The sequence below is a fragment of the Paenirhodobacter sp. YD-8 genome, assembly GCF_056590935.1.
In genome coordinates this window covers 769,512-782,968 of sequence record NZ_CM152649.1, presented here as the reverse complement: position 1 = coordinate 782,968, position 13,457 = coordinate 769,512, and the positions used below count along the sequence as shown (strand labels likewise).

General features: G+C 69.4%; 13 protein-coding genes and 1 tRNA gene. 5 read left to right on the top strand and 9 right to left on the bottom strand.

Going from position 1 to position 13,457, the window contains the following annotated elements; translation table 11 throughout:
* The first annotated feature begins 29 nt into the window (after positions 1-29).
* From AC0QTQ_RS03840 to modC, 4 genes are all read left to right on the top strand, one after another.
* Entirely contained in the window at positions 30-413 is a 384-nt protein-coding gene (locus AC0QTQ_RS03840; protein WP_480258325.1) for a winged helix-turn-helix domain-containing protein, read from the top strand.
* Positions 414-477: 64 nt separating this feature from the next.
* Positions 478-1,218, top strand: a complete 741-nt coding sequence (modA, locus tag AC0QTQ_RS03835) for a molybdate ABC transporter substrate-binding protein (RefSeq protein WP_480258324.1) — start codon at positions 478-480, stop codon at positions 1,216-1,218.
* Between the two features lie 4 nt (positions 1,219-1,222).
* On the top strand, positions 1,223-1,918 hold the full coding sequence (gene modB, locus AC0QTQ_RS03830; RefSeq protein WP_480258323.1) for a molybdate ABC transporter permease subunit: 696 nt from the start codon (positions 1,223-1,225) through the stop codon (positions 1,916-1,918).
* The gene (modC, locus tag AC0QTQ_RS03825) at positions 1,915-3,000 is read left to right on the top strand and encodes a molybdenum ABC transporter ATP-binding protein (protein ID WP_480258322.1); all 1,086 of its coding nucleotides are present in this window, start codon (positions 1,915-1,917) and stop codon (positions 2,998-3,000) included. Before modB ends, modC begins: the two co-directional genes overlap by 4 nt.
* Positions 3,001-3,060: 60 nt before the next feature.
* Here the strand turns inward: modC and AC0QTQ_RS03820 are convergent, their stop codons facing one another.
* The 7 genes from AC0QTQ_RS03820 to AC0QTQ_RS03790 all read right to left on the bottom strand — a co-directional run bounded on the left by AC0QTQ_RS03820 (position 3,061) and on the right by AC0QTQ_RS03790 (position 9,013).
* Positions 3,061-3,540, bottom strand: a complete 480-nt coding sequence (locus AC0QTQ_RS03820; protein ID WP_121531947.1) for an Hsp20 family protein — start codon at positions 3,538-3,540, stop codon at positions 3,061-3,063.
* Positions 3,541-3,700: 160 nt separating this feature from the next.
* Entirely contained in the window at positions 3,701-4,480 is a 780-nt protein-coding gene (locus AC0QTQ_RS03815) for a trypsin-like serine peptidase (RefSeq protein ID WP_480258321.1), read from the bottom strand.
* Positions 4,481-4,539: 59 nt separating this feature from the next.
* The gene (gene glcF / locus AC0QTQ_RS03810) at positions 4,540-5,823 is read right to left on the bottom strand and encodes a glycolate oxidase subunit GlcF (protein ID WP_480258320.1); all 1,284 of its coding nucleotides are present in this window, start codon (positions 5,821-5,823) and stop codon (positions 4,540-4,542) included.
* A complete protein-coding gene (locus tag AC0QTQ_RS03805; protein ID WP_480258319.1) occupies positions 5,823-6,893 on the bottom strand; it encodes an FAD-binding protein in 1,071 nt (356 codons plus the stop codon). Before AC0QTQ_RS03805 ends, glcF begins: the two co-directional genes overlap by 1 nt.
* Positions 6,894-6,904: 11 nt before the next feature.
* Positions 6,905-8,386 carry an FAD-linked oxidase C-terminal domain-containing protein gene (locus AC0QTQ_RS03800; protein WP_480258318.1) on the bottom strand — a complete coding sequence of 494 codons (1,482 nt, stop codon included), beginning with the start codon at positions 8,384-8,386 and terminating at the stop codon, positions 6,905-6,907.
* Positions 8,387-8,538: 152 nt separating this feature from the next.
* Positions 8,539-8,613 (bottom strand) — tRNA-Val (locus tag AC0QTQ_RS03795).
* A gap of 19 nt (positions 8,614-8,632) precedes the next feature.
* On the bottom strand, positions 8,633-9,013 hold the full coding sequence (locus AC0QTQ_RS03790; RefSeq protein WP_480258317.1) for an HU family DNA-binding protein: 381 nt from the start codon (positions 9,011-9,013) through the stop codon (positions 8,633-8,635).
* 175 nt (positions 9,014-9,188) lie between these two features.
* Between AC0QTQ_RS03790 and AC0QTQ_RS03785 the strand changes: the two genes are divergently transcribed.
* Positions 9,189-9,407, top strand: a complete 219-nt coding sequence (locus tag AC0QTQ_RS03785; RefSeq protein ID WP_480258316.1) for a hypothetical protein — start codon at positions 9,189-9,191, stop codon at positions 9,405-9,407.
* 91 nt (positions 9,408-9,498) lie between these two features.
* On the opposite strand, the gene lon is transcribed toward AC0QTQ_RS03785, so the two are convergent.
* Positions 9,499-11,913, bottom strand: coding sequence for an endopeptidase La (gene lon / locus AC0QTQ_RS03780; RefSeq protein WP_480258315.1), 2,415 nt, complete (start codon positions 11,911-11,913; stop codon positions 9,499-9,501).
* A gap of 183 nt (positions 11,914-12,096) precedes the next feature.
* A complete protein-coding gene (locus AC0QTQ_RS03775; RefSeq protein WP_480258314.1) occupies positions 12,097-13,446 on the bottom strand; it encodes an ATP-binding protein in 1,350 nt (449 codons plus the stop codon).
* Between the last annotated feature and the right edge of the window lie 11 nt (positions 13,447-13,457).

Here is a 13,457-nt window from a genome sequence, read left to right as displayed (position 1 = left end):
ACGCGACAGGATGGGCACAGGAGGAGCCCATGGACCTGACACGCGCCACGCTGCGGCTTTACTACGGCAAGCTGGTCTTCGGGCCGGGCAAGGCCGACCTGCTTCAGGCGATCTCCGAGGAGGGCTCGATCTCGGCCGCCGGGCGGCGGATGGGGATGAGCTACAAGCGTGCCTGGTCTCTGGTCGAGGAGATGAACGACGCCTTTGCCGAGCCCCTGGTGCTGAGTGCGCGCGGCGGCGCGCACGGTGGCGGCGCGCAGCTGACTGCCACGGGTCAGGCGGTTCTGGCCGAATATCGCGCCCTGCTCGCCCGACTTCTTGCGGACGGCGCGGGCGAGATTGCGGCGATCGGCGCACGGCTGCGCGACGGCGCGGCAGAGGGGCAGGAAAGGGATATTCCCGATGGGAAATAACGCTTGCCGCCAGCCGGGAGCGGCGGTTATGGTCGCGCAAACATAACGTGACCCGGAGGTCCCCATGCGTCTCGCATCCCTCGCCCTCGGCCTGCTGCTGGCCGGCGCGACCCCTGTCCTTGCCGCCGATCCGGTGATCTTCGCCGCCGCCTCGATGAAGACCGCGCTGGACGAGATCGCCACCGAGTTCACCGCCGAGACCGGCACCAAGCCGGTGATCTCCTATGCCGGGAGTTCCGCGCTGGCGAAGCAGATCGACGCCGGCGCGCCGGCCGACATGTTCATCTCGGCCTCGGTCGCCTGGATGGACGATGTCGAGAAGGCCGGCATGGTGCTGCCCGACAGCCGCAAGGATCTGCTCGGCAACACGCTGGTGCTGGTGTCCGACAGCGAGGCGCCGGTCGATCTGCCCAAGCTGCCCGCGGTGCTCGGCGATCACAAGCTGGCCATGGCGCTGGTGGATTCCGTGCCGGCGGGCCAGTACGGCAAGGCCGCGCTGACCTTCATGGGGCTGTGGGACAAGGTCGAGCCGCAGGTGGCGCAGGCCGACAACGTGCGCGCGGCGCTTGCCCTCGTCGCGACCGGCGAGGCGCCCTATGGCATCGTCTACAAGACCGATGCCGCGGCCGAGCCGAAGGTGCATGTCGTCGCCACCTTCCCCGAAGACAGCCACAAGCCGATCACCTACCCCGCCGCGCTGATCAAGGACGGCCCGGCGCCCGCCGAGGCGAAGGCCTTCCTCGACTACCTCGGCACGCCCAAGGCGGCCGCGATCTTCGAGGCCCAGGGATTCGAGGTGAAATGAGCCGGTGAGCTTTCTCAGCCCGGAAGAATGGACGGCGGTTCTGCTGTCGCTGAAGGTCGCCACGGTCGCCGTGGCGGCCTCGCTGCCGTTCGGCATCGGCGTGGCGCTGCTGCTCGCCCGCAGCCGGCTGCCGGGAATGTGGCTGCTCAATGCGCTGGTGCATCTGCCGCTGATCCTGCCGCCGGTGGTGACGGGCTATGCGCTGCTGCTGAGCTTCGGCCGCAAGGGGCCGATCGGCGGCTTTCTCTATGACGTCTTCGGCCTGGTCTTCGCCTTCCGCTGGACCGGCGCGGCGCTTGCGGCCGCGGTGATGGGCTTTCCGCTGATGGTGCGGGCGATCCGGCTCGCCATCGAGGCGGTCGATCCGAAGCTCGAGCAGGCGGCGGCGACGCTCGGCGCCCCGCGGATCGCGGTCTTCGCCACCGTCACCCTGCCGCTGATCCTGCCCGGGGTGCTGGCCGGCGCGATCCTCGCCTTTGCCAAGGCCATGGGCGAGTTCGGCGCCACCATCACCTTCGTGTCGAACATCCCGGGCCAGACCCAGACCCTGCCCTCGGCGATCTATGCCTTCCTGCAGATCCCGGGCGGCGAGCTGCAGGCGGCGCGGCTGGCCGGGGTCTCGGTCGTGGTGGCGCTTGGCGCGGTGCTGATCTCGGAAGGGGTGGCGCGGCGGGTGGCGAAACGGATCGGGGGCGCGTGATGCTGGAAGTGTCACTTAGCCACGATTTCGGCAGCTTCGCCGTCGATGTCGCCTTCACCGCGCCCGCCGGCGTCACCGCGCTTTTCGGGACCTCCGGCGCGGGCAAGACCACCGTCATCAACGCCGTCGCGGGCCTCTTCCGCCCGACGCGGGGCCGGGTCGTGGCGCAGGGCGAGGTGCTGCTGGACACAGAGCGCGGGGTGAACCTGCCCGCGCGCCGGCGCCGGGTCGGCTATGTCTTTCAGGAACCGCGGTTGTTCCCGCATCTCTCGGTGCGCTCGAACCTGCTCTATGGCGCCCGCTTCGCGCCGAAGGCCGCGCCCGGGCCGGGCTTCGATCAGGTGATCGAGATGCTCGGCATCGGCGCGCTGCTCGAGCGCCGCCCCGGCGCGCTGTCGGGGGGCGAGAAGGCCCGTGTCTCGATCGGGCGGGCGCTGCTGTCGAAACCGCGGCTCTTGCTGATGGACGAGCCGCTCGCCGCGCTTGACGCCGCGCGGCGCGAGGAGATCCTGCCCTTCATCGAGCGGCTGCGCGATGCGGGGCTGCCCGTTCTCTACGTCAGCCACGCGATCGGCGAGGTGGCGCGGCTCGCCTCGACCGTGGTGCTGCTCGATGCCGGCCGGGTGCTGGCCGCCGGCCCCGCGGCCGAGGTGTTCTCGGACCCCGGGCTGGCCGCCCGCCTTGGCGGGGCCGAGGCCGGCACCGTGCTGGCCGCCACCGTGGGCGAAACCGCGCCCGACGGGCTGGTCCGGCTTGACACCGACGCCGGGCCGGTCTGGGTGGCCGAGAGCCCGGGCGCTCCCGGCACCCGGCTGCGGCTGCGGCTCCATGCCTCGGACGTGATCCTGTCGCGCGCGCGCCCCGAGGGGCTGTCGGCGCTGAACATCCTGCCCGGCATCGTCGAGCGGATCGAGCCCGAACCGGGCGGGCGCGCCTTCGTGCGGCTGCGGATGGGACGCGAGGCGGTGCTTGCCCGGCTGACGCAACGCTCGGTCACCGCGCTTGGCCTTGCCCCGGGCGTCGCCTGCCACGCGATCCTGAAGACGGTGGCGGTCAGCCGCGACGATCTGGGGGCGGGCTGACACGAAACGGGGCGCGGAGGGTCTCCCCCGCGCCCCGTTCCGTTCATCCGGTCACGGCGATCAGGCGTTCAGCGGCTTTGCCTCAACCGTCTCGACGCGTTTCGCCTCGACGGTCGCCGGGCCCGCGATCTCGATCCGGCGCGGCTTCAGCGCCTCGGGCACCTCGCGGACAAGGTCGATGTGCAGCATGCCATCGGCATGCGAGGCGCCGGTGACCTTCATGTGGTCAGCCAGCGCGAAGCGGCGCTCGAAGGCGCGGGTGGCGATGCCGCGATGCAGGAAAGTGGTCTCGCCCGCCTCCTCGGCCTTGCGACCGGCGACGATCAGCGCGCCCTCGCGCAGCTCGACGCTCAGCTCGTCCGAGCCGAAGCCCGCGACGGCGACGGAGATGCGATAGGCGTTCTCATCGGTCTTCTCGATATTGTAGGGCGGGTAGGTCGGCTGCGCCACATCGGCGGCAAGCACCCGATCCATCATGTCGGCGACGCGATCAAAGCCGACGGTGGCACGGTAAAGCGGCGAAAAATCAAAAGTACGCATGGGTCATCCTCACATGAGCGATGTCGTTGCGCCCGCCCCGACGGGGCCGGGCATGGGGTTCGCCGGGGCCCGTCATGGCACCCCGGTGGTGGGAATCTGGGAAGGAGAACAGCCCGTTTCAAGGCCTGCGCGCGGGGCGTGGCGGCAAAATCCGGCCCCCTCAGGGGCGGACGAACTTCGCCCCGCTGGTGCGGGTTTCCTGCGTCGCGGGGGCGGTGTCGCGGCGCGCCATCGCCTCTTCGAGATCGCTGACCCCGTCGACCAGCGCACCGAGCGAGACCGGCTCCTGCCGCAGCTCGGCCTTGGCCGAGACGATCGAGACGATGCGCGGTTCGCCCTCGCGCATTGCGAAGACCGGCGCGCCCGAGGCGCCGAAATCGGCGGCGCAGTTCATCAGCACCACCCCCGCCTCGCGCTTGAGCACCTCGCAGATCGACTGCAGCGCCGGCGCTTCGGCCCGGTCATGGGCATAGGAGACGACACCGACCTGATCCCCCTCGCCCGGCCCGCGATCGAGCGCGAAGGGCTGCACCTGCGGCAGCCGGATCGGCGCGTCAAGCTGCACGAGGGCGAGGTCCCAGGCGACACGGTCGAACCGGTCGGGCCCCTGATAGAGATAGGACGGATGCGCCATCGCGCGGCGCGCGCCGCGATAGGCGACCGCCCGGCCATTGCGCCAGCCGGCGCGGAACTCGATCTGCTGGGCCGGGATCATCTGCCCCGAGCGGTGATCGTAGAGGCAATGCGCCGCGGTGAGCACGAGGTCGGGCGCGATCAGCGTGCCAGTGCAGAAACTGCCCCGGCCAAGGTCAAGCCGCCCCACGGCCTCCCAGCCCCGGCTCTCCGCCCCGGTCGCCAGCAATTTCAGCCCGCTCTCGAAAGCCGCAGCCGGCCCGGCAAGCAGGGCAAAGACGGCAAAGGCTCTGGCAAGGCGGTGCATCGGGCCTCCGTGAAAGGGCTGGGAACAAGTCCAAGTGCTAGGCGCCCCCTGCGGCGAGATTATGGCGTTTTCGAGAGTGCGCGCGGGCAGGGCCCGCCCGTCGCCCAGTCAAGCAGTTCAACCGTGTGCACCACCCGCACCTCGGTGCCCGAGCCGATCTGCAGCATGCAGCCGATGTTGCCCGCGGCGATCACCTGCGGCGCCGTCGCCTCGAGCGTGGCGACCTTGCGCCGCTTCAGCTCGGCCGAGATCTCGGGCTGCAGCAGGTTGTAGGTGCCGGCCGAGCCGCAGCACAGATGGCTGTCGAGCGGCTCGACCACCTCGAAGCCCGCCGCGCGCAACAGATCCTTCGGCGCGGTCTTCACCTGCTGACCGTGCTGCAAAGAACAGGCGGCGTGATAGGCGACGCGCAGCCCCTTCGGCCCGCCCTGGGGCAGGTCGGCACGGGCCAGGAACTCGGTCACGTCGCAGGCAAGGCCCGCGACCCGCCCGGCCTCTGCCGCCAGCGGATCACCCCGGAACATGTGGCCGTAATCCTTCACCGTCGTGCCGCAGCCCGAGGTGTTGAGGATGATCGCATCGAGCGGCCCGGCGGCGCCATAGGCGCGGATGTTCGCCGCCGCCTGCGCATGGGCCTCGCCCGCCCGGCCCATGTGATGGCTGAGCGCCCCGCAGCAGCCCAGCCCGCGCGGCACCACCACCTCGCAGCCGATCCGGCGCAGCAGGCGGATGGTCGCGTCGTTGATGTCGGTATCAAGCGCGCGCTGCGCGCAGCCGATCTGCAGCGCCACGCGAAAGCGCCGCGTCCCTTCGGCGGCAAAGACCTGCGGGCGGTCGTTCGGGCTTGGCCGCGGCAGGCGCGCGGGCGCCATCTCGAGCATCGCGCGCAACCGCGCATCGGGCAGATGGCGGGCGAACGGCCGGGCCAGCCGCGCCGCGTGCAGCGCCAGCCGGAAGCGGCCCGGATAGGGCACGAGCTTCGCCAGCACGACGCGCAGCGCACGCTCGTGCCAGGGCCGGCGGAAGGTGCGCTCGACATGGGCGCGGGCATGGTCGACCAGATGCATGTAATGCACGCCCGAGGGGCAGGTGGTCATGCAGGCAAGGCAGCCGAGGCAGCGGTCGATGTGGCGCGCGGTCTTCGCATCCGCCGGCCGGCCGCTCTCCAGCATGTCCTTGATCAGATAGATCCGGCCGCGCGGACTGTCGAGCTCGTCGCCCAGCACCTGATAGGTCGGGCAGGTGGCGGTGCAGAAGCCGCAATGCACGCAGGCGCGCAGGATCTCGTTCGCGCGTGCGATGCCCGGGTCGGCCAGCTGCTCGGGGGTGAAGGAGGTCTGCATCAGCCGGCCCTTTCCGGATCGAGAATGCCGCGCGGGTCAAAGCGCGCCCGCAGCGCGCGGCTCAGCGCGGCGACGGCGGGCACCTCGGGCTCGGCGCGGGGCGCGCGACCGCGCAGGCAGGTGGCGTGGCCGGTATAGGGCGCGGCGCGCGCCCGGGCATCCGTGCCCTCAGGCAGCAATGCCCAGATCAGCCCGCCGCCCCAGTCGAGCACCACCTCGCCGCCCAGCCGCGCCGCGATCGCCGCCGCCTCGGAGGGTTTCACCGAAAACCGCCAGATGTCGCCCGCGCGGCCATGGAACGGCAGCACCTCGGCCAGATCGCACCAGATCGCGGCCGAGCCCTCGCGCTCGATCCGCGCCCCCCAGGGCGCAAGCCGCGCCGCCAACCGCCCGGCGCGATACTCGACCGATCCCGCCAGCCCCTCGAGGCGCACCACCGCCCCCTGCCCCGGCAGCCAGCCCGCCCCCGACACATCGAAGGGCGAGGCCAGCGCCGCGGCCAGCACCCGCCCGGCCTCGGAAAGCGGCACCTCGGCCCGCACCGTCGCCTGGGCAGGCGCCGCCGGCAGCAGCTTGAAGGCCACCTCGCTCAACACCCCAAGCCGACCGCCACTGCCCGCCAGCAGCTTGACCAGATCATAGCCTGTGACGTTCTTCATCACCCGCCCGCCGGCCTGCACCGCAATGCCCGCACCATCGACGAAACGCAGCCCGATCAGGCTGTCGCGGCAGGCCCCGGCCTGCACCCGCCGCGGCCCCGAGACATTCGCGGCGGCAACCCCGCCAATCGTGCTCTCCCCCGCAAGGCCCAGAAGCGCCCCCCAGCGGGGCGGCTCGAAGGGCAGGCGCTGCCCCTCGGCGGCCACCGCGGCCTCGATCTCGGAAAGCGGCGTGCCCGCCCCGGCGATCAGCGTCAGCGCGCCGGGCTCGTAAAGCCGGACGCCCGAGATCGCGACCTCGAGCCGCGCCCCGGCCCCGACCTCGCCCCGCGTGCCGCCGCCCACCACGCGCAAGGGCGCGCGCGCGCCCCGCACCGCCTCGACCAGCTCCGCCTCGCTTTCGACCCGCATCGCCCCTGCTTTCATCTTGGCCCAAATACCTCGGGGTCCGGGGCAGCGCCCCGGGACGCCCCGCCCGCGCGCCGCCCGGCACTTGCAGAGAGCGGAAACACCTTGGCCGGGTTCAACAGCCAGGGCGGATCGAAGACATCCTTCACCCGCATCTGCGCCTCCAGATCGGCGGCGGTGAACTGCACCGCCATCAGGTCGCGCTTCTCGATGCCCACGCCATGCTCGCCGGTCAGACAGCCGCCCGCCGCCACGCACAGCTTCAGGATCTCCGCCCCCAGGGCCTCGGCCCGCTCCTGCTCACCCGGAGCGTTGGCATCATAGAGAATCAGCGGGTGCATGTTGCCGTCGCCCGCGTGGAACACATTTGCCACCTCGAGCCCGAAGTCGCGACCAAGCGCCGCGATGCCGCGCAGCACCTCGGGCAACGCGCTCACCGGGATCGTGCCGTCAAGGCAGATGTAATCGCCCTTCTGCCCCATCGCGCCGAAGGCCGACTTGCGGCCAAGCCAGATCCGCCGCGCCTCCTCGGCATCGCGCGCCTCGCGGAACTCGACCGGATCGTGGCGCAGCGCGATCTCGCGGATCAGGCCCAGCTGCTCGGCGATCTCGTCCGGGCTGCCCTCGCATTCGACGATCAGCAGCGCCTCGCAGTCGGGATAGCCCGCGGCGCAGAAGGCCTCGGTCGCCTCGATGCAGGGGCGATCCATGAACTCGATCGCCACGGGCAGGATGCCGGCGCGGATGATGTCGGCGACACAGGCGCCGGCGATCTCGTTCGCGGCAAAGCCGATCAGCACCGGCCGCGCGCCCTCGGGTTTCGGCAGGATGCGCAGTACCGCCTCGGTGACGACGCCCAGCTGCCCTTCCGAGCCGCACACGACGCCGAGCAGATCGAGCCCCGCGGCATCGCAGAAGGGACCGCCCAGCTCGATCACCTCGCCCGCACCGGTGACCAGGGTGACGCCGAGCAGGTTGTTCGTCGTCACCCCGTATTTCAGGCAATGCGCGCCGCCCGAATTCATCGCGATGTTGCCGGCGATGGCGCAGGCAAGCTGGCTCGAGGGATCGGGGGCATAGAACCAGCCCTCGCCCTCGATCGCCGCGGTGACCGACAGGTTCGTGCGCCCGGCCTCGACCCGGATGAAGCGGTTCTCGAAATCGACCTCGAGCACCCGGGTCATCCGCGCGAGTCCCAGCACCACGGAATCGGCCGTGGGCATGGCGCCGCCGGCAAGCGAGGTGCCGGCGCCGCGCGGCACCACCGGCACCGCCTCCGCGGTGCAGACCTGCAGCACCGCCGCCACCTCGGCCGTCGTGCGCGGAAGCACCACCGCGAGCGGCGCACAGCGCCAGGCCGAGAGCGCATCGCATTCATAGGCGCGCGTCTCGGCCGGGTCGTCGATCACCGAATCGGCGGGCAGCACCGCACGCAGCCGCGCCACGATCTCTTGCTTGCGCGCGAGCACGCGCGCGGCTGGCACCGGCATATCCATGCGATCTCCTCCACTGGTAAAAAATTATAACCAGTTATCGCATGAATCAAGCCAGAGCTTGCAGGATCCCCAGAATGCAAGACCCCGCCGGCTGCGACGCAGCGGCGGGGTCATGAAACGAAAACCGGCCCCACGAGGGGGCCGGAGAATTCTGGTGGGCGATAACGGATTTGAACCGCTGACATCTTCGATGTGAACGAAGCGCTCTACCGCTGAGCTAATCGCCCGGTGGAGTGGCTTCTAGCGTCACTCCTCGGCCTCTGCAAGAGGGGCCTCGTCGGTTTTTTCGCCCTTCTTGCCACCGGCCTCGATCCGCTTCAGCTTGATCTGCAGCAGATCGCCGTCCTTGCCGGCCTGCCGGGTCACGCGCAGCTTGCCAAGCGGCGGGATGGCCAGGCTTTCGCCATTGGCCAGCGCCTCGCCCAGAACCTGCAGCACGGCTTCGGTGACATCGCGCACCTTGCCCTTCTTCACCCCGGCGACAAGCGCGACGCGCTCGACGAAGTCCTTCTTGCGGACCACGAGGCTTGCGCCCGCCTCCTCCGCCTGTGCCGAATCGGCCTCGCCCGCCGCCATTTCGGCCTGCGCGTCGTCCTCGACAAGATCTTGCATCATGGAACTGGTCATCTGCGCCTCTCGCAACTGATTCGTGATGAGAATACGGTGCAAAAATACGTCGAACCAGTGCCGGCGCGGCATGGCGTCGGCAATTTTTTTCGCAGCCGCGGCATGAATTCTTGACCGAAGGGAAAGATGCCCGCAGGCTGAGGGAACTACCAGACATAGCCATCAAGGAGTTCCGATGCGCAAACTGTTTCTGACGGCTGCCGCGCTGTCCTTCGCTGCTCCCGCGGCGTTTGCCGGCGGTTACGAAAAGCCCGTGATCGAAGCCGAACCCGTGGTCGTCGCCGCGCCCTCGACCAGCAACCCGGGCCTTGTTGTTCCCGCGGTGCTGCTGCTCGCGCTCGCCGTCGCCGCCGGCGGCTCGTCGAGCAGCTCGACCGGCGGTTCCGGCAGCTGATCCCCCCGATCGGATCGCCTCGATCGGACCCGGCTGAAACGAAAACGCGCCCCTCGCGGGGCGCGTTCTCCTTTTCCGGGCGGGTCCGCGCTCAATGCGCGGTGGCCGCCTGACCTTCGCGGGCGGCAAGAGCGGCCGCCGCAGCAGCGGCCTCCTCGGCCTCCTCGTCCCATTCGATCGGCTCGGGCATCCGCACCAGCGCACGCGGCAGAACCTCGCGCACATGGCTCACCGGGATGATCGTCAGCCCCTCCTTCACGTTCTCGGGGATGTCGATCAGGTCCTTCTCGTTCTCCTCGGGGATCAGCACGGTCTTGATGCCCCCGCGCAGCGCGGCAAGCAGCTTCTCCTTGAGACCGCCGATCGGCAGCACGTTGCCGCGCAGCGTCACCTCGCCGGTCATCGCAATGTCCTTGTGCACCGCAATGCCGGTCAGCACCGAGACGATCGAGGTGACCATGGCAATGCCCGCACTCGGCCCGTCCTTCGGCGTCGCGCCCTCGGGAACGTGGACGTGGATGTCGACCTTCTCGAACTTCGTCGGCTTGATGCCAAGCTCGGGCGCGATCGAGCGCACGTAGCTGGACGCCGCCTCGATCGATTCCTTCATCACATCCCCGAGCTTGCCGGTGGTCTTCATCCGCCCCTTGCCGGGCAGCTTCAGCGCCTCGATCTGCAGCAGATCGCCCCCGACCGAGGTCCAAGCAAGCCCGGTCACCACGCCGACCTGGTCTTCCTTCTCGGCCAGACCATAGCGGAAACGCTTCACGCCGAGGTAATCCTCGAGCTTCGCGCCATCGACGGTGACGGATTTGACCGTGCCCTTCGACTTCAGGATCTCGGTCACCGCCTTGCGCGCCAGCTTGGCGATGGCGCGTTCGAGCGAGCGCACCCCCGCCTCGCGGGTGTAATAGCGCACGATGTCGCGCAGCGCCTCGTCGGTGACGGTGAACTCGGTCTTCTTCAGCCCGTTCGCCTTCGTCTCCTTGTCGACAAGGTGCTGGCGCGCAATCTCGATCTTCTCGTCCTCGGTGTAGCCCGAGAGCGGGATGATCTCCATCCGGTCCATCAGCGGTTCGGGCATGTTGTAGCTGTTCGCCGTGGTGATGAACATCACGTTGGACAGGTCATACTCGACCTCGAGATAGTGGTCGACGAAGGTGCCGTTCTGTTCCGGGTCGAGCACCTCGAGCATCGCCGAAGCCGGGTCGCCACGGAAGTCCTGCCCCATCTTGTCGATTTCATCGAGCAAGATCAGCGGATTCGTGGTCTTCGCCTTCTTCAGCGCCTGGATGATCTTGCCGGGCATCGAGCCGATATAGGTGCGCCGGTGACCGCGGATCTCGCTCTCGTCGCGCACGCCGCCAAGCGAGATGCGGATGAACTCGCGCCCCGTCGCCTTGGCGACCGACCGGCCGAGCGAGGTCTTGCCGACGCCGGGCGGGCCGACGAGGCACAGGATCGGCCCCTTCAGCTTGTCAGACCGCGCCTGCACGGCGAGGTATTCGACGATCCGCTCCTTGACCTTCTCGAGGCCATAGTGATCGGCATCGAGCACCTTCTCGGCGGCGGCGAGATCCTTCTTCACCCGGCTCTTCACTCCCCACGGCAGGCTCAGCAGCCAGTCGAGATAGTTGCGCACCACCGTCGCCTCGGCCGACATCGGCGACATCGACTTCAGCTTTTTCAGCTCGCCCTCGGCCTTTTCGCGGGCCTCCTTGGAGAACTTCGTGGCGCGGATCTTCTCCTCGAGCTCGTTGAGCTCGTTCTGGCCTTCCTCGCCGTCGCCCAGCTCGCGCTGAATGGCCTTCATCTGCTCATTCAGGTAATATTCCCGCTGGGTCTTCTCCATCTGCGACTTGACGCGCGACTTGATCTTCTTCTCGACCTGCAGGACGGAAACCTCGCCCTGCATCAGGCCATAGACCTTCTCGAGCCGCGTGCTGACGTCGAGCGTCTCGAGCAACTCCTGCTTGGCCTTGACCTCGAGCCCGAGATGGCCGGCGACGAGATCGGCCAGCTTGTCGGCCTCCTGCGTCTCGGCAACGGCGGCCAGCGCCTCCTCGGGGATGTTCTTCTTGATCTTCGCGTAGCGCTCGAATTCCTCGGCGACCGAGCGCAGCAGCGCGCGGATCGTCTCGGTGTCGCCCTCGGTCTCTTCGAGCACCTCGGCCTCGGCCTCGAAATAGGCGTCATTGGGCAGGAAGTCCGCGATGCGCACGCGGGTGCGCCCCTCGACGAGCACCTTCACGGTGCCGTCGGGCAGCTTGAGCAGTTGCAGGACATTGGCCAGCACGCCGGTGCGGAAGATCCCCTCCGTCGTGGGCTCGTCCACCGCCGGGTCGATCTGGCTCGCAAGCAGGATCTGGCGATCATCCGCCATCACCGCCTCGAGCGCCCGGACGGATTTCTCCCGGCCGACGAACAGCGGGACGATCATGTGCGGAAACACCACGATGTCGCGCAGCGGCAGGACGGGATAGGTGGTCGAGAGGGTCTCGGTCATCATCATTCCTCTTTGGCGAAAGGGCACCGGCCCCGCCCCTGCGGCAGCCCCGGCCCTTCCCGGTTTGACCATATCTAGGGGTGAGGCAGGCCCGCTTCAACCAGCGCACCGGCGGACCGCGTCACGTCTCCTTTACATTGCAGGCAGGCCGGCGCCGGGGCAAGCCCGGATCGGCAGCGGGGATCAGCGCGGCAGCACCAGTTCGGCGCACAGTCCGCCAAGCCGCGCGCTCTCGCCAAGCCGCAGGCTGCCGCCGTGGCGGCGCATCACGTCGGCGGCGATCGACAGCCCGAGCCCCACCCCCGGCCCGCGGTCCTGATTGCGCGACGGATCGAGCCGGGCGAAGGGGCGCAAGGCCTCCTCGCGTCGCTCGGGCGGGATGCCGGGGCCGTCGTCCTCGACGAGGATCCGCACCGTCTTCGGCGACAGCACGACCGAGACCTCGGCCCGCGTGCCATAGCGCACGCCGTTGCCGATCAGGTTCTCGAGCGCGCGGCGGATCGCGTCGGGGCGGGCGGTGATCTCGACCTGACCGGGGCCCGGACAGGCAGTCAGCGCCACCTGCTGCCCGGCGCGTTCGGCATCCTCGACCACCCGCGCGACCAGCCGGCAGGGGTCGACCCGCTCGGGCTCGCCCGCCGTCGCCCCCTCGCGCGCGAAATCGAGGAAGGCGTCGACGAGCTTGCCCATCTCGGCCACGTCGCGCTCCATCGCGGCGATCTCGTCACGGCTGTCGTCATCTTCGGGCAGCATCGACAGACCAAGCCGCAACCGGGTCAGCGGCGTGCGCAGGTCGTGGCTGATCCCCGAGAGCATCAGCGTGCGCTGCTCGATCTGCCGGATGATGCGGGCGCGCATGTCGACGAAAGCCGCGCCCGCGGTGCGCACCTCTGTGGCGCCGGACGGATGATAGGGCACCACCTGCCCCTTGCCGAAGGCATCGGCCGCGCGCGCCAGCCGCTGGATCGGGCGCAGCTGATTGCGCAGGAAGATGAAGGCGATCACCGTCATCAGCAGCGACACCACGACCATCAGCACCAGCAGCTGATGCGGGTTCGAGGCCGAGACCCAGGCACGCTGGAAGGTGATCCGCTCCACTCCCCAGGGGGTGTCGACCAGGAGCTTGACGCGCGAGCCCTCGCTCAGGTCGATCGCGCGCAGATCGGCAACGCCCGCCCGGATCGTGTCGATCACCACGATGCCGGTCAGGTCGGTGAAGGGGCGCTGGTCGGAGGTGATCTGATCTTCCGGGTCCTCGGCCGGCAGCTCGACCTGCAACCCCAGCGGCTCGGCCAGATCGCCGATCACCGCCTGCGCCGCGGCCAGCGAGGGCGCCGCCTCGACCCGGTCGACGACCAGCGCGATCTCGCGCAGCATCGAGGCCGTCATCTGCCGCGTCACCCGCTCGAAATGGCGCTGGATGAAGACCACCGAGACGACAAGCTGGATGGTGACCACCGGCAAAATCAGGATCAGCGCGGCCCGCCCGTAAAGCCCGCGTGGCATGATCTGTTTGAGCCAGCCGAATTTCATGGCAGAACCCT

Bases quoted from the DNA above. Each gene is read 5' to 3' on its own strand.
- AC0QTQ_RS03840 (WP_480258325.1), top strand. From the start codon at position 30: ATGGACCTGACACGCGCCACGCTGCGGCTTTACTACGGCAAGCTGGTC.
- AC0QTQ_RS03790 (WP_480258317.1), bottom strand. From the start codon at position 9,013: ATGACCAGTTCCATGATGCAAGATCTTGTCGAGGACGACGCGCAGGCC.
- glcF (WP_480258320.1), bottom strand. From the start codon at position 5,823: ATGCAGACCTCCTTCACCCCCGAGCAGCTGGCCGACCCGGGCATCGCA.
- AC0QTQ_RS03785 (WP_480258316.1), top strand. From the start codon at position 9,189: ATGCGCAAACTGTTTCTGACGGCTGCCGCGCTGTCCTTCGCTGCTCCC.
- AC0QTQ_RS03800 (WP_480258318.1), bottom strand. From the start codon at position 8,386: ATGGATATGCCGGTGCCAGCCGCGCGCGTGCTCGCGCGCAAGCAAGAG.
- AC0QTQ_RS03775 (WP_480258314.1), bottom strand. From the start codon at position 13,446: ATGAAATTCGGCTGGCTCAAACAGATCATGCCACGCGGGCTTTACGGG.
- modA (WP_480258324.1), top strand. From the start codon at position 478: ATGCGTCTCGCATCCCTCGCCCTCGGCCTGCTGCTGGCCGGCGCGACC.
- lon (WP_480258315.1), bottom strand. From the start codon at position 11,913: ATGACCGAGACCCTCTCGACCACCTATCCCGTCCTGCCGCTGCGCGAC.
- AC0QTQ_RS03805 (WP_480258319.1), bottom strand. From the start codon at position 6,893: ATGCGGGTCGAAAGCGAGGCGGAGCTGGTCGAGGCGGTGCGGGGCGCG.
- AC0QTQ_RS03815 (WP_480258321.1), bottom strand. From the start codon at position 4,480: ATGCACCGCCTTGCCAGAGCCTTTGCCGTCTTTGCCCTGCTTGCCGGG.
- AC0QTQ_RS03820 (WP_121531947.1), bottom strand. From the start codon at position 3,540: ATGCGTACTTTTGATTTTTCGCCGCTTTACCGTGCCACCGTCGGCTTT.